At 63.6% G+C, this 21,006-nt stretch carries 14 protein-coding genes and 1 pseudogene; 8 read left to right on the top strand and 7 right to left on the bottom strand.

The window, feature by feature from the left end; genetic code table 11:
- Nucleotides 1–107 precede the first annotated feature (107 nt).
- Both ppa and ltrA read left to right on the top strand, forming a co-directional pair.
- Nucleotides 108–641 carry an inorganic diphosphatase gene (ppa, locus tag AC0L3I_RS01900; protein WP_473525789.1) on the top strand — a complete coding sequence of 178 codons (534 nt, stop codon included), beginning with the start codon at nucleotides 108–110 and terminating at the stop codon, nucleotides 639–641.
- Nucleotides 642–990: 349 nt separating this feature from the next.
- A pseudogene (gene ltrA, locus AC0L3I_RS01895) lies at nucleotides 991–2,630 on the top strand (group II intron reverse transcriptase/maturase).
- Nucleotides 2,631–2,827: 197 nt separating this feature from the next.
- Here ltrA and AC0L3I_RS01890 read toward each other — a convergent pair.
- Together AC0L3I_RS01890 and AC0L3I_RS01885 are read right to left on the bottom strand one after the other, a co-directional pair.
- Nucleotides 2,828–3,421, bottom strand: a complete 594-nt coding sequence (locus tag AC0L3I_RS01890; RefSeq protein ID WP_473486219.1) for a hypothetical protein — start codon at nucleotides 3,419–3,421, stop codon at nucleotides 2,828–2,830.
- Between the two features lie 45 nt (nucleotides 3,422–3,466).
- Nucleotides 3,467–4,072: a TetR/AcrR family transcriptional regulator gene (locus AC0L3I_RS01885; protein WP_473486378.1), complete on the bottom strand. Its 606-nt coding sequence runs from the start codon at nucleotides 4,070–4,072 to the stop codon at nucleotides 3,467–3,469.
- Between the two features lie 82 nt (nucleotides 4,073–4,154).
- Between AC0L3I_RS01885 and AC0L3I_RS01880 the strand changes: the two genes are divergently transcribed.
- Together AC0L3I_RS01880 and AC0L3I_RS01875 are read left to right on the top strand one after the other, a co-directional pair.
- A complete protein-coding gene (locus AC0L3I_RS01880; RefSeq protein WP_473486220.1) occupies nucleotides 4,155–5,438 on the top strand; it encodes an MFS transporter in 1,284 nt (427 codons plus the stop codon).
- 363 nt (nucleotides 5,439–5,801) lie between these two features.
- Nucleotides 5,802–7,376: an alkaline phosphatase D family protein gene (locus AC0L3I_RS01875; RefSeq protein ID WP_473525788.1), complete on the top strand. Its 1,575-nt coding sequence runs from the start codon at nucleotides 5,802–5,804 to the stop codon at nucleotides 7,374–7,376.
- A 283-nt stretch (nucleotides 7,377–7,659) separates the two neighbouring features.
- On the opposite strand, the gene AC0L3I_RS01870 is transcribed toward AC0L3I_RS01875, so the two are convergent.
- Nucleotides 7,660–7,938: a hypothetical protein gene (locus tag AC0L3I_RS01870; RefSeq protein WP_473525787.1), complete on the bottom strand. Its 279-nt coding sequence runs from the start codon at nucleotides 7,936–7,938 to the stop codon at nucleotides 7,660–7,662.
- 200 nt (nucleotides 7,939–8,138) lie between these two features.
- Between AC0L3I_RS01870 and typA the strand changes: the two genes are divergently transcribed.
- A complete protein-coding gene (gene typA, locus AC0L3I_RS01865; RefSeq protein ID WP_473525786.1) occupies nucleotides 8,139–9,968 on the top strand; it encodes a translational GTPase TypA in 1,830 nt (609 codons plus the stop codon).
- A 59-nt stretch (nucleotides 9,969–10,027) separates the two neighbouring features.
- Here the strand turns inward: typA and AC0L3I_RS01860 are convergent, their stop codons facing one another.
- Nucleotides 10,028–10,654, bottom strand: a complete 627-nt coding sequence (locus tag AC0L3I_RS01860; protein ID WP_473525785.1) for a DUF1062 domain-containing protein — start codon at nucleotides 10,652–10,654, stop codon at nucleotides 10,028–10,030.
- A 395-nt stretch (nucleotides 10,655–11,049) separates the two neighbouring features.
- On the opposite strand from AC0L3I_RS01860, the gene AC0L3I_RS01855 reads away from it, so the two are divergent.
- The gene (locus AC0L3I_RS01855; RefSeq protein WP_473525784.1) at nucleotides 11,050–11,664 is read left to right on the top strand and encodes a LysE family translocator; all 615 of its coding nucleotides are present in this window, start codon (nucleotides 11,050–11,052) and stop codon (nucleotides 11,662–11,664) included.
- A gap of 3 nt (nucleotides 11,665–11,667) precedes the next feature.
- On the opposite strand, the gene AC0L3I_RS01850 is transcribed toward AC0L3I_RS01855, so the two are convergent.
- Both AC0L3I_RS01850 and AC0L3I_RS01845 read right to left on the bottom strand, forming a co-directional pair.
- Nucleotides 11,668–11,991 (bottom strand): YciI family protein, encoded by a 324-nt coding sequence (locus AC0L3I_RS01850; protein WP_473486224.1) that lies wholly within the window; start codon nucleotides 11,989–11,991, stop codon nucleotides 11,668–11,670.
- 128 nt (nucleotides 11,992–12,119) lie between these two features.
- The gene (locus AC0L3I_RS01845) at nucleotides 12,120–12,683 is read right to left on the bottom strand and encodes a peroxidase-related enzyme (RefSeq protein ID WP_473525783.1); all 564 of its coding nucleotides are present in this window, start codon (nucleotides 12,681–12,683) and stop codon (nucleotides 12,120–12,122) included.
- A gap of 135 nt (nucleotides 12,684–12,818) precedes the next feature.
- Here AC0L3I_RS01845 and AC0L3I_RS01840 point away from each other — a divergent pair, with 135 nt between their 5' ends.
- Complete coding sequence (locus AC0L3I_RS01840; RefSeq protein ID WP_473525782.1) at nucleotides 12,819–17,603, top strand: NAD-glutamate dehydrogenase; 4,785 nt, start codon at nucleotides 12,819–12,821, stop codon at nucleotides 17,601–17,603.
- Nucleotides 17,604–17,695: 92 nt separating this feature from the next.
- Nucleotides 17,696–19,141 (top strand): MFS transporter, encoded by a 1,446-nt coding sequence (locus AC0L3I_RS01835; RefSeq protein WP_473525781.1) that lies wholly within the window; start codon nucleotides 17,696–17,698, stop codon nucleotides 19,139–19,141.
- A 205-nt stretch (nucleotides 19,142–19,346) separates the two neighbouring features.
- On the opposite strand, the gene purH is transcribed toward AC0L3I_RS01835, so the two are convergent.
- The gene (gene purH, locus AC0L3I_RS01830; RefSeq protein ID WP_473525780.1) at nucleotides 19,347–20,963 is read right to left on the bottom strand and encodes a bifunctional phosphoribosylaminoimidazolecarboxamide formyltransferase/IMP cyclohydrolase; all 1,617 of its coding nucleotides are present in this window, start codon (nucleotides 20,961–20,963) and stop codon (nucleotides 19,347–19,349) included.
- Nucleotides 20,964–21,006 lie beyond the last annotated feature (43 nt).

Raw genomic sequence — 21,006 nt, 5'->3', positions numbered from 1 at the left:
CGACACGCCTTTCGCTAACACCCTCAGCTGCTTTCAGTACCATTCGCCGCATTGCACCATGCGCCGCTGCCCGCTATCGGTCTCCAATCGAAAGAGGGACAAAAGCCATGCGTATCGAAGCCATCGCCATCGGAAAGAACCCGCCGGAGGACGTCAACGTCATCATCGAAGTGCCGATCGGCGGCGAGCCGATCAAGTACGAGATGGACAAGGAGGCCGGCACGCTGTTCGTCGACCGCTTCCTGCACACCTCGATGCGCTATCCCGGCAATTACGGCTTCGTGCCGCACACGCTGTCGGGTGACGGCGACCCGATCGACGTGCTGGTCTGCAACACGCGCGCGCTGGTGCCGGGCTGCGTCATCAATGTGCGGCCGATCGGCGTGCTGGTGATGGAGGACAACTCCGGTCTGGACGAAAAGATCATCGCGGTGCCTTCGCCCAAGCTGACGCTGCGCTACGAGAATGTCACCGAATACACGCACCTGCCCGACATCACCCGCCAGCAGGTGCAGCACTTCTTCGAGCACTACAAGGATCTCGAACCCGGCAAATGGGTCAAGATCGAAGGCTGGCACGATGCCGCCTACGCCAAGAAGATGATCATCGAGGCGATCGAACGGGCGAAGAAAAGCAAGTAGCCGAACGCCTGAAGTTGACCGAATGGGTTGTCGCAACGATTGAGGTTGGCCGAAGCCCCTCAGCTTCGTCATCCCTGGGCGGAGCGACGCGAAGCGGAGCGCAGACCCTGGGATCCATTCGTGCGCCAGGCATGGCGCGTAGCGCCGTGAATGGCGCTGTTTCGGCCGCTGTGGTGGCGGTCGAGGTGACTTGGAGGTGCAAGTCCTCTGCGGGCCCGGGTGATGGGAACCGCTAGCCGAACAGCAAGGGCGTCGTCGCGAGGCGGGGTCTGAAGGAAGCTGCAAGCAAAGTGCCGGCCTGACGAACAGCAAGCGCATATGAGGCGTCTGCATCCGGGCGAGGGGGCGAATGGACCCGAAGCCCGATATCACCCCGGAGGGTGCGGCCGTAGATGCGACAGGCACATGGCACGAAGGTCACGCGTCTTACCCTGGGAGGCCTGCCGGCCTGCCCCTGGAAACAGGTGTGCTACCGCCGCCGAGAGGCGCCGGGATGGGTCGGCAGGAGTCAGCAGAGGCCGTAGTAGCCGGACCAAACGGCGAAGGGCTGAACATGAAGTGCCGGACGGAGAACGGTCTTTCGATGGTTGGACAAGATGCAGAAAACGGGGCCGAAAATCCCCATGCCGAAACCTGGAGCAGCGGCCGGAAGCCGCGAAAGCAGGCATCGGTTGCATCGAGCCCCACGGCAGGACCGTCACCCTCTCGACCGGAGGCAGACGAGCGACTGATGGAGATGATCCTCAGCCGCGAGAACATGATGGCGGCGTACCACCGGGTGGTGAGGAAAAAGGGCGCACCGGGCATCGACGAGATGACGGTGGAACAGCTGAAGCCCCACCTCACGGAGCACTGGCCGCGCATCAGAGAAGAGCTGCTGGCGGGTCGTTACAGACCGGCGCCGGTGCGTGGGGTGAAAATCCCCAAGCCCGGCGGCAAGGGAATGCGCCAACTGGGCATCCCGACCGTCCTGGACCGGCTCATTCAGCAGGCGATGCATCAGGTGCTGATGCCGATCTTCGATCCGGACTTCTCCGACTCCTCCTACGGCTTCCGGCCGGGGCGGAGCGCTCATGATGCGGTTCTGGCCGCCCGGTCGCACGTGGCCGGAGGTCGCCGCTTCGTGGTCGATCTTGATCTGGAGAAGTTCTTCGACCGGGTGAACCACGACGTGCTGATGGCACGCGTGGCGCGCAAGGTCGAAGACAAGCGGGTGCTGCGGTTGATCCGCCGCTACCTGCAGGCAGGGTTGATGACGGGCGGGGTCGAGACGGCGCGTAGCGAAGGGACGCCGCAAGGCGGGCCGCTCTCGCCGCTGCTGTCGAACATCCTGCTCGACGATCTCGACAAGGAACTGGAACGGCGTGGTCATGCCTTCTGCCGTTACGCCGACGACTGCAACGTCTATGTACGGTCGCAGCGTGCCGGCGAGCGCATCATGGCCTCGCTCACCCGGTTCCTGGCCGCGCGGCTGAAGCTCAAGGTCAACGGCGACAAAAGCGCTGTGGACCGACCGTGGAACCGAACGTTCCTTGGCTATACCATGTCCGCCCACAAAGTGCCGCGTCTCTGGATCGAGCACAAAAGCGTGGCGCGGCTGCGGCACAAGCTGAGGGCTTTCTTCCGTGCCGGGCGCGGTCGCGCCCTTGCTGCCACCATCAAGGACCTCGCCCCGATACTGCGCGGCTGGATCGCCTACTTTCGGCTGACCGACGGCAAGGGGTTCTCGAGGAACTGGATCGCTGGGTACGGCGCAGGTTGCGCTGCATCCTATGGCGGCAATGGAAACGGCCACGCACCCGGTTCATGCGGCTGATGCAGCGAGGATTGACGGAGCAGCGTGCGCGTGACGGGGCCTCAAACGGCCGCGGCCCGTGGTGGAATGCCGGGGCCAGTCATATGAGCGATGCCTTCCGCAATGCCTTCTTCAGCAAGCTAGGGCTGATCTCGCTTCAAAACGAGCTTCGACGCCTAAACCACGCTTCATGAACCGCCGTGTACGGAACCGTACGCACGGTGGTGTGGGAGGGGGGATGCCGCAAGGCTCCCTCCTACCCGATCGTGACATCAGCCGAAGAATGCAGGGACCAGAATTCTGCACCGTTGCGGCGCTTTGACGTCACGGCATGGATCCAGGGGTCTGCGCTGCGTCGCTGCGCTCCTTGCTCCGCCCCAGGATGACGAAGTCAGTTATCGACGCGGCCGAAATCGGGTGCGTCGCCGATAACCACGCGCTTGTCCTTGCCGCAGGCAAAGGTCCGCGCCTTCTCGTCGGCGAGCTTGCGGGCCTGGTCGTTGGCGCTGGGGTTGCCGGTGGCCAGCACCAGGCCGACGGTGCAGCCCTCATAGGTCTCCGGCTGGGCGACCTTGGCGACGACCAGCACGTCGGTGGGTTTGTTCTCTCCCTCAGGATTGCTGATCGAGCGACGGTGGATGACCGCGAAAGGAATGGCTGCGTCGCCGTTCGTCTCGATGCGCCATTCGAGTTTTGATCCAGCCGAATTGAGCCCGACAAAACTTTCCCAGACCGCGGTCATGTCGCTGGGCGGAAAACCATAGAACAGCGATTCCCGGGCATCGTCGTAGGCGATCAGCACCGAGTAGCCGCGATAGCCCGAACAGGCGAGACTGGTCCAGTCGCCTTCGCCTTCCTCCGCCTGCGCGTAGGTCACGCAGTCCTTCTTCCAGTCGAGATCGGTGTAGGCGCTGGAAATATCGCCGGCCTGGGCAGCCTGGCAGAGGCCGGCAAGGGCAAGCGGGATCATCAAAAAGCGACGCATCGCGAGCAACTCCGTTTCGGGGCTGCCGCACGGTATCGTCAAACGCTATTTCTTCAAGCTCGCTTCGATCAGCAGGTCGGCGTTGCGGGCTACAGACTTCGCCGGTCCGCCGGCACCGAACAGCTGGCCGCTGATATAGGCGCCCTCGATCAGAAGCAGCAGCCCGTCGCCCAGCGTATCGGCGTCGCCGGCACCCATTGCCGCCGCCATGGCGCGCAGGCGCCGTCGCAATTCCTGCTTGTTGGCCTCGCTCACCAGGCGGGCCGGATGGCCGTGCTCGGGATATTCGACGGCCGCATTGGTCATGCCGCAGCCGCGATAGTCTGGCTTTTGCGTGCGCTTGCCGATGCGGGTCAGGAAGGCGGCGATCTGCGCGCGCGGATCGCCGGGATGGGCAGCCACCGCCGCGTCGAAGCGATCCCAGAACTCCAGGTCGTACTGCCGCAGATAGGAGGCGGCCAATTCGTCCTTGGAGGGAAAGCTGCGATAGAGGCTGGGCTTGGTGACGCCGGCGCGCCGCACGATCTCGTCGACGCCGATCGCCCTGATGCCTTGCCGGTAGAACAGGTCGCGGGCAACGCGAAGGATTTTTTCGCCGGCGCGGGGCGGGGCTACTTCATCCGCTTTGATCGCTGGTTCAATGCTTTTGATTCTCGACACGGTGTTGCCTGCTTGACAATGTTACCGATCGGTACGTATACCTCGGTGCAATAGCAACGTACTGGTCAGTAACATGATAGTCCAATCCCGCCCGTTTGGCCAGCGCTACGCTTTTGTCGTGGTCGCCGTCATTTTCCTCTGCCTACTGATCGCGGCGGGCCTGCGGTCGGCGCCGGCCGTCATGATGCTGCCGCTGGAGGAGAGTTTTGGCTGGCGGCGCGATGTCGTCTCGCTCGCCGCGGCAATCGGCATCTTCCTCTACGGCCTGACCGGACCGTTTGCCGCGGCACTGATGGAGCGGATCGGGCTGCGCCGCACGCTGCTGGCATCGCTGGTGGTGATGTCGGGTTCGACGGCGCTCAGCCTGTTGATGACCGAGCCGTGGCACCTGCTTCTCACCTGGGGCGTATTTTCCGGCGTCGGTTCGGGCGCGGTCGCCACCGTGCTCGGCGCCACCATCGTCAACCGCTGGTTCAAGACCAATCGCGGCCTGGTGATGGGACTGATGTCGGCCTCCGCCGCCACCGGCCTGCTGGTGTTCCTGCCGCTGCTCGCCGCGTTCGCCCAGTTGGGCGGCTGGAAGCCTGTCGCCATCGCCATTGCGGTCGCCACCGCCTGCCTGGTGCCGCTGGTCTGGCTGCTGGTGCCGGAACGTCCGGCTTCGATCGGCATGGTACGCTATGGTGCGGACGCCGATGACGTGCCGCCGGTTCCGCCGGCCTCGCAGGGCAATTTCCTCACGCACACGCTCAGCACGCTGCGCCGTGCCGCCGGCACGCGCGTGTTCTGGTACCTGTTCGCCACCTTCTTCATCTGCGGCTTCACCACCAACGGACTGGTCGGCACGCACCTGATCGCATTTTGCGGCGACATGGGCATCGGCCAAGTGCAAGCCGCCGGCCTGCTGTCGCTGATGGGCATCTTCGACCTGATCGGCACCACGCTGTCAGGCTGGCTCACCGACCGTTTCGATCCGCGCAAGCTGCTCGGCGTCTATTATGGCATCCGCGGCCTGTCGCTGATCTACCTGCCTTATTCCGGCTTCTCGTCGACCAGCCTGATCATCTTCGCCGTGCTCTACGGATTGGACTGGATCGCCACCGTGCCGCCGACGCTCAGGCTGTCGAACGAGGCGTTCGGCGATCGCAGCGGGCCGATCGTCTTCGGCTGGATCGTCGCCGGCCATCAGGTGGGTGCGGCGGCGGCCGCTTTCTTCGGCGGCACCATGCGTGAATTGCAGGGCAATTACGAGCTTGCCTTCCTCATCGCCGGCATGACCGCAATAGCCGCAGCCTGCATCTCGCTGTTGATCAACACCAGCCGTCCGGCCTTCGCGCCGGAAGGTCAACCGGCGTAGGCGCCCTCGTCACAGGAGAGGCGCCGTCGGCCAAACTGCCAATCTCCCCCCTTGTGGGGGAGATGCCCGGCAGGGCAGAGGGGGGCGCGAAGGATCGCTACCCTCTGGATTCTGCGTCGTACTCTGTAAAGCGTTTGCGACTCTATCTGATTTCTATCTGATTGTTGTACGTCGGCGGGACAGCGCCCCCCTCTGGCCTGCCGGCCATCTCCCCCACGAGGGGGGAGATCGGCAGCTTCGCCGTCTGCGCGACCCAGCCTTCCCTCCTGTCGATTGTAACGAAACCTTCATGGTTTCGAGATGTGCCTGAAACATTGAGGCTGGACCTTGGCGGCGCCGTTCAACGCCATCCAGGAGACAGCCATGAACAAGATTTCGATGACCCGGCGCGCCTTCGTCACGTCCGTGAGCGCCGCCGGCCTCGTCGGCGTATCGGGCCTCGCGGTTCCCTATTATTCGCGCGCCAATCAGCGGCCCGCCTTCACCCATGGCATCCAGTCGGGCGATGTCGATGCAATCAGCGGCGTGGTGTGGACCCGCACCGACCGCCCTTCGCGTGTCATGTTCGAAGTGTCGTCGACGGAAAATTTCGCCAACGCCTTGCGCCTTGCGCCGCTCGATACGTCGCCGGCCAGCGATTACACGGTAAAGCGGCTGCTCACCGACCTCGCCTCCGACCAGGACATCTTCTACCGCATGATCGCGGCCGATCTCGCCGACATCAACGCCGTCTCCGAGCCGATCGTCGGCCGCTTCCGCACGGCGCCGGCCTCGAAGCGTGATATCCGGTTCGCCTGGTCGGGCGATACCGCCGGCCAGGGCTGGGGCATCGACGACACCGGCATGAAGACCTATGCCACGATCGGCAAGCATACGCCCGACTTCTTCCTGCATTCCGGCGACACCATCTATGCCGACGGCCCGATGAAGGACGAGGTCGACCTCCCCGGTGGCAGCAAGTGGAAGAACAACGTCCTCATCGACGAAAAGCGCAAGGTTGCCGAGACGCTGGACGAGTACCGCGGCCAGTGGAAATACAATTTGATGGATGGGCATGTGCTGGGGCTCAACGCCATCTGCCCGACCTTCTACCAGTGGGACGACCACGAGGTGGTGAACAACTGGTCGGATTCGAAGGACCTGAGCGCCGACGACCGCTACTCGGAAAAAAACATCCATGTGCTGGCGGCACGCGCGGCACGCGCCTTCCACGAGATGACGACGATCCGCTACGAGCCGTCGGAACCGGGCCGCGTCTATCGCAAGATCGCCTACGGGCCGCTGCTCGACGTGTTCTTCCTCGACATGCGTTCCTATCGCGGCGCCAACGGCCCCGGCATGCAGGATACGGTGACGCCGCAATCGCGCATTCTCGGCGAACAGCAGACGAAGTGGCTGAAGCGCGAACTGGCAACCTCCAACGCGACCTGGAAAATCATCGCCGCCGACATGCCGCTCGGTCTCGTCGTCTGGAACGACGCCACCAAGAAGGCCGGCGCCGAGGCCATCAGCAATGGCGACAATGGTCCGGCCAAAGGCCGCGAATTGGAAATTGCCGACCTCCTTCGCTACATAAAGAACGCCGGTATCACCAACACCGTCTGGCTGACCGCTGACGTGCACTACACGGCGGCGCACTACTACAATCCTGACAAGGCGCAGTTTCAGGACTTCAATCCGTTCTGGGAATTCGTCTCGGGTCCGCTCCATGCCGGCACGTATGGACCCAATGATTTCGACATGACCTTCGGCCCGGAGCTGAAATTCATCAAGGCGCCAACCGCCGAGCAGGGGCAGAACCTGCCACCCTCGGCCGGCCTGCAGTTCTTCGGCCTCGTCGACATCGACGGCGCCACTGAACAGATGACGGTGCGGCTGATGGATCGCGACGACAATGAACTTTACAAGGTCACGCTCGATCCGGTGCAGTCGGCGTGAGGGGACTGGGTCACCTTGTATCAAGCCTGGGTGACGTCGTGCTGCCCCTCATTGCCCTGCCGGGCATCTCTCCCCGTAAACGCCGTAAACGGGGAGAAAGTGGCCCGCATCGAAGATTTCGCTAATCGCGAACGTTGCAGAAGGAGAGCCGACATTTCGCGCAGCGGGCTTCTCCCCGTTTACGGGGAGAAGGTGCCGGCAGGCGGATGAGGGGCCGCGCCGGCGCGGGCAAGATTTCAGGAAGGGCCGATCCGATCTTTTCCACAATGTGCCGAAAGCAGTCCTAATCTGGATAGCAAACGGTCGGAATTTCGGGCCAAACAGCGATGTCGCAGTTGGCAGCCTCCTGCCTCTGCTTGAAGGCGGCGCTAACCGGCCCGGTCACCACCGGGTCGACGCCATCGGGAGCATCGGCAAACAACTGCTCCGCCGTTCGGGCGTCGGACGGCAGGGCAGGCCGTGTGTCCTTCAACGACGCGGCCGATTGTGCCGCGCCTGCCGCAAGGAGGACGGCGAGGGCGGCCCATGCGATTGGCCGGTATCTGATGCCCGTATTGCTCATGAAATTTGAACTGTCCCGACCGTGAAAGGTTCCGCTTTGGTTAATAATTCCATTTCACACCAAGACGCTTAAGATTTGGTGACCATGTATTTGGTGGCACGCCTCCTCTTTCGCAATTGCGAAAAACCCTGTATGAGCCGCCCAACCGAAAGAGGCAGCGCCATTTGGCCTGCTGCCTGCAACGCTCCCGAGACCACAACATGAAAATTCGTAATATCGCGATCATCGCGCACGTCGACCATGGAAAAACCACCCTCGTCGACCAGCTCCTGAAACAGTCCGGCTCGTTCCGCGACAACCAGCGCGTTGCCGAACGCGCCATGGATTCGAACGACCTCGAAAAGGAACGCGGCATTACCATCCTGGCCAAGGCGACCTCGGTCGACTGGAAGGACACCCGCATCAACATCGTCGACACCCCCGGCCACGCCGATTTCGGCGGTGAAGTCGAGCGCATCCTGTCGATGGTGGATTCGGCCATCGTGCTGGTCGATGCCGCCGAAGGGCCGATGCCGCAGACCAAATTCGTTGTCGGCAAGGCGCTCAAGGTCGGATTGAAGCCGATCGTCGTCATCAACAAGATCGACCGGCCGGACGCCCGCCACGTCGAGGTTGTCAACGAAGTGTTCGACCTGTTTGCAGCGCTCGATGCGACCGACGACCAGCTCGACTTCCCGATCCTTTACGGCTCGGGCCGCGACGGCTGGGTCTCGGAAAACCCCGAAGGTCCGAAGGATCAGGGTCTGGCGCCGCTGTTCGACCTTGTTATCAAGCATGTGCCGGCGCCGACCGTCCATCCCGGCCCGTTCCGGATGATCGGCACCATTCTGGAAGCCAATCCGTTCCTTGGCCGCATCATCACCGGCCGCATCGAATCCGGCACGCTGAAATCCAACCAGGCGGTCAAGGTGCTGCATCATGATGGCACCCAGGTCGAAACCGGCCGCATCTCGAAGATCCTGGCCTTCCGCGGGCTCGAGCGCCAGCCGATCGACGAAGCGCAGGCGGGCGACATCGTCGCCATTGCCGGCCTGTCGAAGGGCACCGTCGCCGACACGTTCTGCGACCCGTCGGTGACCGAACCGCTGCATGCGCAGCCGATCGATCCGCCGACTGTGACGATGTCGTTCCTCGTCAACGATAGCCCGCTGGCCGGCACCGAGGGCGACAAGGTGACCAGCCGCGTCATTCGCGACCGCCTGCTGCGCGAGGCCGAAGGCAATGTCGCGCTGAAGATTGAGGAATCGCCGGACAAGGACTCGTTCTTCGTCTCCGGCCGCGGCGAATTGCAGCTTGCCGTTCTGATCGAGACGATGCGACGCGAAGGTTTTGAGATCGCCGTGTCGCGTCCGCGGGTCGTCATGCAGCAGGGCGACAACGGCGAATTGCTGGAGCCGGTCGAGGAAGTCGTTATCGACGTCGACGAGGAGCATGCCGGCGTCGTCGTGCAGAAGATGTCTGAGCGCAAGGCCGAAATGGTCGAATTGCGCCCGTCAGGCGGCAACCGCCAGCGCATCGTCTTCCACGCGCCGACGCGCGGCCTGATCGGCTACCAGTCGGAACTGTTGACCGACACGCGCGGCACCGCTGTCATGAACCGGCTGTTCCATGCCTACGAACCCTACAAGGGCGAGCTGCCGGGCCGCACCAATGGCGTGCTGATCTCCAACGAACAGGGTGAATCGGTGGCCTATGCCATGTGGAACCTGGAAGACCGCGGTCCGATGGTCATCGATCCGGGCGTCAAGGTCTATCAGGGCATGATCATCGGCATCCATTCCCGCGACAACGACCTCGAAGTGAACGTGCTGAAGGGCAAGAAGCTGACCAACATCCGCGCCGCCGGCAAGGATGAGGCAGTAAAGCTGACGCCGCCGATCCGCATGACACTGGAACGCGCGCTGGCCTGGATCCAGGACGACGAGCTGGTCGAGGTGACGCCGAAAACCATACGCCTGCGCAAGCTCTACCTCGACCCGAACGAGCGCAAGCGTTTTGAGAAGTCGGCGAAAGTGGTCGGCGCGGCGTAAGCCACTTTTTCTCAGCGATTATGAGGGAGGGAGCACGCGCGTGCTCCCTCCCTTTTAGTTTACCCGCCGGCAGCCGAGATAATGGCGTCCCGGTCGGATTCGCCGGCCAGATCGACGCGGATCACCGTTCCCGTTCGAGCCGGCTTGCGCAGTACCTTGGCGCCGTCCTGACCAACGACCAGTGATCGCTTCTCTTCCCAGGCCTGAAGCCGCGATCGCGAGATGCCGAGTTGGCTGGCGAGCAACCGGTCGAGCCGCAACGCTGTCGGCACCTCGAGCCCGAGCTGGAGCTCGAGAGCGGTGATGTTTTCCGGCCTGTCGCCGAGCATCTCCTTGTGGACGGCGGTTTCGGGAAATTCCTCGACGCGTCCGATCCTGCTTCGCAGTGCGACAACATCGAAGGCATGGCGCCGCGCCAGGGCCGGGTCGTTGTTTTCGAGCGCCTGCAGCAGCGCCGGCTCGATCTCGCGGCGATTGCACCGCTCCAGAATGCCGAAATTCCAGGAATTGTCGCACCCGATGCAGCGGTAGATCAGCCACGCGTCGATGCGTTTGCCGTTGGCGTTGACGCGGAATTTCCCGCTGCTGTGGTACGCCTTCAGGCCGCCGCAGCGATTGCAGTTGTTGTGAGGTCGAGGTGGGGTTTTGGGTGCGATCGTCCAGCGCATACGCAGTATCGAAGACATGCGAAAAGGCCTTCCCGTCGGGAAGTTCGTCAGATCGGCGATGTCGAGATGCCCATGCGGGCACGGCGTGGCGAGAGGCTGCGGTGGTCGGAAATCAGGTGTCGCGGGTGACTGCGCGCGACAGCGGTTCAGCAGTGCCAAACCGGTCTCGAACCGCCACCCTGAGGAACACATGATATGAAACAGGCGTCGCGAAAAGCGGCGCCATGCATTGTGTCGGGGGAGTTGACGAGACCGGCGGTTACGTAGGCAAAGTGAAGCTCGAAATTGTGTCGGGGCGGAAATTCTAACCGCGAGGTGTCGAGCCGGCAAGCCTCTTCCTTGATCGGTGCTACCGCCGGTGGGACGCTTGCGCTACAATCGAGCGATCAACGTCCCAAGCAAAGATCCCGGTCATGCACTTCACCTCGCTTCTGATCTTCGCCGCCGCCCTTTTCGTCGCCGCCGGCTCGCCCGGCCCCTCGATTGCCGCTCTGGTGGCGCGGGTCATCGCAAAGGGCTTTCGCGATGTGTTCCCGTTCCTGCTCGCCATGTGGATCGGCGAGGGCATCTGGCTGTCACTGGCGGTGTTCGGGCTGGCGGTGGTGGCGCAGACCTTCCATCTCGCCTTCGTCGTACTGAAATGGGTCGGCGTCGCTTATCTCGCCTACCTCGCCTGGAAGATGTGGACGGCCCCGGTCGAGGCGCGCGAGGGTGAGATGCCGCGCGAAGAGTCGGCCGTTAAACTGTTCTTTGCCGGCATGGCGATGACGCTCGGCAATCCCAAGATCATGATGTTCTACCTGGCGCTGCTGCCGACCATCATCGACCTCGCTTCGGTGACGGTCGTCGGCTGGATCGAGCTGACGCTGACCATGGCCGTGGTTCTGGTCGCCATCGATCTCGCCTGGGTGCTTGCGGCAGCGCAGGCGCGAAAACTGCTGAAGAGCAAGCGGGCAATGAAGATCGCCAACCGCGTCAGCGCCGGCACCATGGCCGGCGCCGCTGCGGCGATCGCGGCGCGGTCCTGAGCGTCACATCATCTCGATGATCGGCGCGATCTCGACGCTGAAACCCGGGTCCGTCAGGATAGGACAATCCTTGGCCTTGGCGACGGCATCGTCGATGTCTTTCGCTTCGATGATTGTGTAACCGGCGGTCGGATTGCTGCCGCCATTGTTCTCGACCTTGCCGCCGGGCAGGACGGTCTTCGACATGCCGACCGGATTGCCGCCGTCGACTACGGCCGAGCCAAGCTTGCCGTACCAGCCGTTCCAGGCATCCATCGCTGCCTTCCGTTCGGCCTCATCGGTCGGCATCTTGCCCGAGCCGTGATACACATAGAGAAATTTCGCCATGTTCTCCTCCGTTGATCAGCGGCGTCGAACCTGCATGCGGTCACGCCGCAGGGCGATCATCGGACCAAACCGGCAAACAAGCAACGAGAATGCGCAATAGCTAATATAAGATTCGGTTGGGCCGCACCTCACCGCGCCATCGCGTGGTATTCATCGTTCGGCCGCATGTCGACCGCCGCCGCCACCCGGTTCGACATGTTGAAGAAGGCGGCGGTCGAGGCGATGTCCCAGATGTCACGATCGGAAAAGCCGGCCTCACGCAGCGTTGCACGGTCGGCCTCGACGATTTTCGCCGGCTGCTCGGTCAGCTTCACCGCGAATTCGAGCATCGCCTTCTGTCTCGCGGAAAGATCGGCGGCGCGGAAATTCATCGCCATCATCTCGCCGAAGGCCGGGCTCCCGGAAAGCTGGCGCACCGCCGCGCCGTGGGCGGCGAGGCAATAGTAGCAATGGTTGACGGAGGAGACGGCCACCGCGATCATCTCGCGCTCCAGCTTCGACAGGCCGGATTGGCCCAGCATCAGATCGTTGTACATGTCGGTGAAGGCGCGCAGCTTCGTCTCGTCGAAGGCGTAGGCCAAAAGCACATTTGGGACGAGGCCGAGCTTCTCCTCGCATTTGGCGAAATAGGCTTTCGTCGCTTCGCTCAGTTCCGCAGGCGCGAGGTCAAGTGCGATGATTTTGTCTTTCATGGCGGATTTTCTCCTCATTTTCGGTGACCCACCGGCGAATCCCGACATTTCGTCGCAAGCGGTCAAACCTTTGTCGCCAAATATCGGTCATCTGCTACCATAGTCGCAAAACATATGACGGGAGGTATTAGCGACATGGCCGGCCTGAAATCTGCAAGCCAGTTGAAAAAGATAAGCACGGCCAAGGGCAGCGAGAAACCCGGCAGGCTTGCCGATTACCTGCTGGCCCGTGCGCCGGCCGAAGATGTCGCCGCCTATGACGTCGCCGACCTCGAACGCGCCGCCGATCTCGCCGGACGCGCCGTCGCCAGGCACAGGAAGGGCGATTGCCTCGTTGCCATAGAGGTCGATTCCGGTGTCGTCCGCCAGGGCAGGCCGATAACGGTGATCACCGTCGTCAACGACAACATGCCGTTCCTGTTCGATTCCATCCTCGGCGAGATCACCGAGAGCGCCGGCGAACCGCTGCTGGTTACCCACCCGGTCATCGTCGTCAGGCACGGCAAGAGCGGCGTCGACGAAATCCTCGGCGATGGCGGCTTTGCCAAGGGCGATCACAGTCATGAGCGGCTGAGCGTCATCCACGTCCATATCGCGCGTCTTTCGGCCGATCAGGCCGAGGCATTGGCCGAGCGGCTGAAAAAAATATTGGGCCAGGTGCGCGCCGCGGTCACCGATTGGAAGCCGATGCTGGCCCGCCTCGACCAGGCGATCTCGGAGTTCCGCTACGCCCCGGTGCCGCTCGACAAGGCCCACGTCACCGACGCGATCGCCTTCCTCGAATGGCTGCGCGACGACAATTTCACCTTCCTTGGCATGCGCGAGTTCAAATACACCGGCGGCGAGAAGAGCGGCACGCTGGAGCGCACCGAAAAGCCCGGCCTCGGCATCCTCTCCGATCCCGACGTGCTGGTGTTGCGGCGCGGCACCGAAGCGGTGACAACGACGCCGGAAATCCGCGCCTTCCTGCACGGGCCGGAACCGCTGATCGTCACCAAGGCCAATGCCAAATCGTCGGTGCACCGCCGCATCTATCTCGATTACATCGGCGTCAAGACCTACACCGCCAAGGGCGTGCTTGCCGGCGAACTGCGCATCGTCGGCCTGTTCACCTCGACCGCCTACACGCGCTCGGTGATGAAGATCCCTTATCTCAGGTCGAAAGCCGAAACCATCATCGCCAAATCCGGTTTCAACCCTGAAGATCACTCCGGCAAGGCACTGATCAACGTGCTGGAGAGCTATCCGCGCGACGAGCTGTTCCAGGTTCCGGTGCCGATCCTGCGCAAGCACGCCGAAGCCATTCTGGGGCTGATCGAGCGGCCGCGCGTCAGAGCGCTGGTGCGCGCCGATCAGTTCGACCGCTTCGTCTCGATCCTCGTCTTCGTGCCGCGCGACCGTTATGACAGCGTCGTACGCGAGAAGGTCGGCACCTATCTGAAGACGGTGTTCCAAGGCCGGCTGTCGGCCTACTACCCCGCCTTTCCGGAAGGCGGGCTGGCGCGCGTCCATTTCATCATCGGCCGTTCCGGCGGCAGGACGCCGAAGGTCGACCAGGCGACGATCGAGGCAGCGATCCGCGCCATCGTGCGGACCTGGGACGACATTCTGCGCGAGACCGCGGCCGAGACCGGCGCCGATGCGGCGCTCACGGCGATCGCCTCGCGCTTCTCGGGAAGCTATCGCGACAGCTTCTCGCCGGCGGAGGCGTTGGCCGATGCCGGGCGCATCGCCAGGATCAGCGCAGCCAATCCGATCGCCATCGACTACTACCGTCACGCCAACCAGGAACCGCATCAGGCGGCGCTGAAGATCTACCACCACGGCAGCCCGGTGGCGCTGTCGCGACGGGTTCCGGTGCTGGAGAACATCGGTTTCCAGGTTATCAGCGAGCGCACCTTCGAGGTTGGGGACGAGGCTTCCGGCATGGTCTTTATCCACGACATGGAGCTCGAAAACAGCTATGGCAAGCCGATCGACCTTGGCGACCGCGGCGCGCTGTTCGAGGACGCGTTCCTTTGCGTCTGGCGCGGCGACATCGACAATGACGGCTATAACGGCCTTGCCCAGACCGCCGGCCTGTGGTCGAGCGAGGTCATCATCCTGCGCGCCTATGGCCGCTATCTGCAGCAGGCCGGGATCCCGCAGAGCCAGGATTTCATTGCCGCCGCACTCAACCGCTATCCGGAGATCGCGCGTGGCCTGCATGAGCTGTTCGTCGCCCGCCTCGGGCCGATGGCGGAGACGGAAGGGTTAGTCGCGGCCAAGCACCTCAAGGCCAAGATCAGGGATGCGTTGGAAGAGGTTCCCAACATCGATGACGACACCATCATCCGTCGCTACCTCAACCTGATCGAGGCCTCGCTACGCACCAATCATTTCGTTGCCGATACGAAGGAGAAGGGCCAGTCGCTTGCGATCAAGCTCGACTCGCAGGCGGTCGACGGCCTGCCGGCGCCGCGGCCGTGGCGGGAGATCTTCGTCTATGGTTCCGAGGTCGAGGGCGTGCATCTGCGCTTCGGCCCGGTCGCCCGCGGCGGCCTGCGTTGGTCGGACCGCGCCCAGGACTACCGCACTGAGGTGCTCGGCCTGGTCAAGGCGCAGCAGGTCAAGAATGCGGTAATCGTGCCGGTTGGCGCCAAGGGCGGTTTTTATCCGAAGAAGCTGCCGATGGGCGCCGGGCGCGACGCCATGTTCGAAGCCGGCGCGTCCGCCTACAAGAACTACGTCTCCAGCCTGTTGTCGATCACCGACAATATCGGCCTGGACGGCGTCATCCCGCCAGCCGGCGTGGTGCGGCGCGACCAGGACGATCCCTATTTCGTCGTCGCCGCCGACAAAGGTACGGCGACCTTCTCCGACACCGCCAATGCCATCAGCGAGAAACATGGCTTCTGGCTCGACGACGCCTTCGCCAGCGGCGGCTCGGCCGGCTACGACCATAAGAAGATGGGCATCACCGCCAAGGGCGCCTGGGAAGCGGTCAAGCGGCATTTCCGCGAGATGAACCGCGATATCCAGACCGCGCCCTTCACCGTCGTCGGCGTCGGCGACATGTCGGGCGACGTGTTCGGCAACGGCATGCTGCTGTCCGAGCAGACCCGGCTGATCGCCGCCTTCGACCATCGCGACATCTTCATCGATCCCGCCCCCGACATGGCCGCTTCGATGGCCGAGCGCCGGCGTGTGTTCGCCCTCGCCCGTTCGAGCTGGCAGGACTACGACAAGACAAAACTGTCCGAAGGCGGCGTCATCGTCTCGCGCAGCCAGAAGTCGATCACGCTGCCGCCGGCCGCAGCGGCGGCGATTGGCCTCGGCAAGACGACCGCCTCGCCGGTCGAGATCATGAGCGCCATCCTCAAGGCGCCGGTCGACCTTTTGTGGTTCGGCGGCATCGGCACGTATCTGAGGGCATCGACAGAAACCAACCAGGATGTCGGCGATCGCGCCAACGATGCTGTTCGGGTGACCGCGCTCGAAGTGCGCGCCAAGGTCATCGGCGAAGGCGCCAATCTCGGCGTGACGCAGCGGGCGCGCATCGAGTTCGGGCTGAATGGCGGCCGCTGCAATTCCGACGCCATCGACAATTCGGGCGGCGTGAACTGCTCGGACGTCGAGGTCAACATCAAGATCGCGCTGGCTTCCGCCATGCGCAAGGGGGCGCTGACCCGCCCAGCGCGCAACAAGCTTCTTGCCGAGATGACCGACGAGGTGAGCGCGCTGGTGCTGTCCAACAATTACGAGCAGACGCTGGCGCTGTCCCTGGCCCGCAAGCGCGGCCTTGCCGACATCGCCCATCAGAGCCGTTTCATGGCCGCGCTCGAGGCGCGCGGTCTGCTCGATCGCAATGTCGAAGCTCTGCCGTCGCCGGCAGCCCTTGCGGAGCGCGAGGCGCGCGGCGAGCCGTTGACCAGGGCCGAACTCGGCGTGCTGTTGGCCTATGCCAAGATCGTGCTGTTTTCCGACATCGTCGCCAGCGACGTGCCGGACGATCCGCATTTCGACCGTGACCTGATGGGCTATTTTCCGGACCGTATGGCGAAGAAATACGCGGCCGAGATCCATGGTCATCGCCTGCGCCGCGAAATCATCGCCCGTGTCGTCGCCAACGATCTGGTCAATCGCGGCGGCCCATCCTTCGTCAACAGGCTGCAGGAAGCGACCGGCCGCAGCACGGCCGACGTGGTCCGGACCTTCGCCGTGGTGCGCGACGGCTTCGGCTTGCCGGCGCTCTATCGCCAGATCGACGCGCTGGACAACCAGATCGACGGACAGGTGCAGCTCGATCTTTATCAGGCCATTAGCCGGCTTACCTATGTGGCCAGCGGCTGGTATCTCAAAAACGATACCAGCACCGCTCCGCTCGGCCAACGGATCGCCGAGTTGCAGGACGCGCGCAAGGCTCTGGAGCCGAAGCTGATTTCGCTGCTGCCGGCCTTCTCGCGCGAGCGGATCGAGGAACGGCGGCATGGTCTGGCCAAGGGCGGCGCGCCAGAAAGCCTGGCCGAACGGCTGGCGCTGACCGATGTGGCAGGCGTCGTCCCCGACATCGCGCTGACGGCCCGAACCGCGAATGCCGACATCGTCGTCGCCGCGAAGGCGTTTTTCGCGGTCAGCGATGCCTTCCGCATTCCTCGCGTCGAGGACGCGGCGCGCTCGATCGCGCCGTCCGACTACTATGATCAATTGGCGCTTTCCCGCGCCACCGATACAATCGGCGCAGCCAGGCGCGGCATCGCGGTGGCGGCGCTCATCGGCCATGCCGAGGCGGCGGACCCGGTGGCGGCGTGGCTGGAGGCCGGCGGCGAGAGGGTCGGGCGCATCCGCGAGCGGCTGCAGGCGCTGACCGAGGGCGGCGACATCACCGTGTCGCGGCTGTCGGTGGCATCGGGGCTGATCAGCGACCTGACAGCGCTGTGAGAAGTCTTCCACATCGCGCGGGATTGCCGGGAAGAACTGCGCTATAGAGCGGAGCGGTGCCCCACTTCGGGGCGCCGTTCGTGGGAGGGCACATGGCCGAGGTAGCAGTGCAGCGAGCGCCGGAACGCGGCATCTGGGGATGGATGCTGTTCGACTGGGCAGCGCAGCCGTTCTTCACGGTCATCACCACCTTCATCTTCGGGCCTTACTTCGCTTCGCGCATGGTTCTGGATCCGGCTGCCATGCAAGCTGCCCAGACAGCCGGTCCAGCCGCAGTTGAAACTTACGTCGAATCCCAGCACCTACTTGGCCAGACGGTCTGGGGTTGGAGCATCGCCGCAGCGGGACTGGTCATTGCCGTTTTGTCGCCCATACTCGGCTCGATCGCAGATCAGACTGGCCCGCGAAAGCCGTGGATCGCGTTCTTTGCTGCGATCAAGATCACCAGTCTTTGTTTGCTCTGGTTTGCCGCCCCCGGCTCGAGTCTTTTCCTGGTCGCGATGCTCTTTTCACTGGCGTCGGTTGCAGCGGAATTCTCGACAGTGTTCAACGATTCGATGATGCCGCGCCTGGTGCCGAAGAGCGAGATTGGAAGGATCTCGAACATCGCTTGGGGTCTCGGCTATCTCGGCGGCATGATCGCGCTGATCTTCGTCGTTGCCGTCATGGCCGGCTCGCCGGAAACCGGCAAGACGATCATCGGTCTCGACCCGATCTTCGGTCTCGACCCGATGCTCGGCGAGGACGCTCGGGCGACCGGGCCGCTGTCGGCTGGCTGGTACTTGCTGTTTATCCTGCCAATGTTCTTCTTCACCCCGGATGCCGTCAAAGGCATTCCGATCGGGCCAGCGGTGCGCGAGGGGCTGTCGGAGCTGAAGTCGACACTGGCCGAAGTGCGCCAGCGCAGCGGCATCTTCCGCTTCCTGGTCGCCCGCATGATCTACCAGGACGGCGTCAACGCGCTGCTTGCGCTTGGAGGGCTTTTCGCGGCAGGGATGTTCGCTTGGTCGATCACCGAGATCGGCCTATTCGGCATCATCCTCAACGTCGTCGCCATCGTCGGCTGCTGGATCGCCGCCCGTCTCGACACGGCGCTCGGCTCCAAGGCGGTGGTGATGATTTCGCTGGTGATGCTGTCTATCGCGACAATCGGCATTGTCTCGACCGGACCGGGTTTCACGCTGCTCGGGATGCTACAGCTCTCCACCGCCGATTCGGGCGGCCTGTTCGGCACGGCGGCGGAAAAGGCCTATATTTTCTACGGATTGCTGATCGGCCTTGCCTTCGGGCCAGTACAAGCCTCGTCCCGCTCCTATATGGCGCGCAGCGTCACTGCGGCCGAATCGGGTCGCTATTTCGGCATCTACGCACTGGCCGGACGGGCAACCAGCTTCCTCGCGCCGTTTTTGGTATCGACCATAGGTTGGGTCAGCGGCTCGCAACGGCTTGGCATGGCGGTTATCGTGCTGTTCCTCGGCGTCGGCCTGGCGATCCTGGTCCGCACGCCGTATCCGGCGGATAACCGGCCGGCGGAGTAGGGCTCTTGCCTTCTCCCCTTGTGGGAGGAGGTGGATCGGCGCGTAGCGCCGAGACGGATGAGGGGGTGTTGGAAGAAGCAAGACGTGAAAACATCAAGGGATTTGAGCCGCTTACGCCTTCATCGTAGCGATCCTGCCAACACCCCTCATCCGACCGAGCTTCGCTCGGCCACCTTCTCCCACAAGGGGAGAAGGAAAGAATCGCTCAATGCCTGAAATGCCTCACGCCGGTAAACACCATGGCGATGCCGTGGGCGTCGGCGGCGGCGATGACATCGTCGTCGCGCATCGAGCCGCCCGGCTGGATGACGGCGGTGGCACCGGCTTCGATCGCAGACAGCAGCCCGTCGGCGAAGGGAAAGAACGCGTCCGACGCGACGACAGAATTTTTGGTCAGCGGCTCGGCCAGTCCGGCAGCTTCAGCCGCGTCGAGCGCCTTGCGCGCGGCGATGCGCGAGGAATCGACCCGGCTCATCTGGCCGGCACCGATGCCGACGGTGGCACCATCTCTGACATAGACGATGGCGTTCGACTTGACATGCTTTGCGATGCGGAAGGCGAATTTGAGATCGGCCATTTCAGCCGGCGTCGGCGCCCGCTTCGTCACGACCTTGAGTTCCAGGTCGTCGACCACCGCATTGTCGCGGCCCTGGACGAGCAACCCGCCGGAAACGGATTTCACGGTGGAGCCGGCCGTGCGCGGATTGGGCAGGCCGCCGGTGACAAGCAAGCGCAGATTCTTCTTGGCGGCGACGATGCGGATTGCTTCTTCCGAGGCGCCCGGCGCGATGATGACCTCGGTGAAGGTTTTGACGATCTCTTCGGCGGCCTCGGCATCGAGGGTACGGTTCATCGCGACAATGCCGCCAAAGGCCGAGACCGGATCGCAGGCAAGCGCCTTGGCGTAGGCCGCCTTCAGCGACGCGCCCTCGGCGACGCCGCACGGGTTGGCATGCTTGATGATGGCGACGGCGGCGGAGCGGGCCGGATCGAACTCGCCGACCAGTTCGAAGGCGGCGTCGGTGTCGTTGATGTTGTTGTAGGAAAGCTGCTTGCCCTGAAGCTGGCGCGCCGTCGCGACGCCCGGCCGCCTGTCGCCATCGACGTAGAAGCCGGCGCCCTGGTGTGGGTTCTCGCCGTAGCGCATCACCTGCTCCAGCCTGCCGCCGAAGGCGCGCCAGGTGGGATGCTCGATCTCTAGGGCTTCGGCGAACCAGCCGGAAATCGCCGCATCATAGGTGGCGGTGCGGGCGAAGGCCTTGGCCGCCAGCTTCTTGCGGAAATCCAGCGAGAGCGAGCCGAAATTCATCTCCAGTGCGTTGAGTACTGAGGCATAGTCCTCGGGATCGGTGAGGATGGCGACATAAGCGTGGTTCTTGGCCGAGGCGCGGATCATCGCCGGGCCGCCTATGTCGATGTTCTCGACGATCGAGGCGTAAGCGGCGCCGGAGCGGCGGACATCCTCGAAAGGGTAGAGATTGGAGACGACCAGATCAATCGGCTCGATGCCATGATCGCGCATCGCCGCGGCGTGTTCGGGATCGTCGCGCACGCCGAGCAGCGCGCCATGCACGGACGGATGCAGCGTCTTGACGCGGCCGTCCATGATCTCGGGAAAGCCGGTGAGGTCGGAGACGTCGCGCACGACCATGCCTGCCTCAGCGATCGCCTTTGCCGTGCCGCCGGTGGAGACCAGCTCGACACCGACCGAGACGAGGGCCTGCGCGAAATCGATGAGCCCGGTCTTGTCGAAAACGGAAAGCAGCGCGCGACGAACGGGAACGAGGTCGGGCGCGGGAATGTTCTTGGCGGCGACGGCCATGGGCTGGCGGCCTTTCACGGCTGATTGGGAAAGTGTCCGCGCG

It is taken from the genome of Mesorhizobium sp. WSM4840 (genome assembly GCF_055811755.1).
The sequence above is the reverse complement of the archived record's forward strand: the minus strand, read 5'-3'. Positions and strand labels throughout refer to the sequence as shown.

Coding starts and splice junctions, on each gene's coding strand:
- ppa (WP_473525789.1), top strand. CDS start 108: ATGCGTATCGAAGCCATCGCCATCGGAAAGAACCCGCCGGAGGACGTC.
- AC0L3I_RS01890 (WP_473486219.1), bottom strand. CDS start 3,421: ATGCGTCGCTTTTTGATGATCCCGCTTGCCCTTGCCGGCCTCTGCCAG.
- AC0L3I_RS01880 (WP_473486220.1), top strand. CDS start 4,155: ATGATAGTCCAATCCCGCCCGTTTGGCCAGCGCTACGCTTTTGTCGTG.
- AC0L3I_RS01875 (WP_473525788.1), top strand. CDS start 5,802: ATGAACAAGATTTCGATGACCCGGCGCGCCTTCGTCACGTCCGTGAGC.
- AC0L3I_RS01870 (WP_473525787.1), bottom strand. CDS start 7,938: ATGAGCAATACGGGCATCAGATACCGGCCAATCGCATGGGCCGCCCTC.
- typA (WP_473525786.1), top strand. CDS start 8,139: ATGAAAATTCGTAATATCGCGATCATCGCGCACGTCGACCATGGAAAA.
- AC0L3I_RS01860 (WP_473525785.1), bottom strand. CDS start 10,654: ATGTCTTCGATACTGCGTATGCGCTGGACGATCGCACCCAAAACCCCA.
- AC0L3I_RS01855 (WP_473525784.1), top strand. CDS start 11,050: ATGCACTTCACCTCGCTTCTGATCTTCGCCGCCGCCCTTTTCGTCGCC.
- AC0L3I_RS01850 (WP_473486224.1), bottom strand. CDS start 11,991: ATGGCGAAATTTCTCTATGTGTATCACGGCTCGGGCAAGATGCCGACC.
- AC0L3I_RS01845 (WP_473525783.1), bottom strand. CDS start 12,683: ATGAAAGACAAAATCATCGCACTTGACCTCGCGCCTGCGGAACTGAGC.
- AC0L3I_RS01840 (WP_473525782.1), top strand. CDS start 12,819: ATGGCCGGCCTGAAATCTGCAAGCCAGTTGAAAAAGATAAGCACGGCC.
- AC0L3I_RS01835 (WP_473525781.1), top strand. CDS start 17,696: ATGGCCGAGGTAGCAGTGCAGCGAGCGCCGGAACGCGGCATCTGGGGA.
- purH (WP_473525780.1), bottom strand. CDS start 20,963: ATGGCCGTCGCCGCCAAGAACATTCCCGCGCCCGACCTCGTTCCCGTT.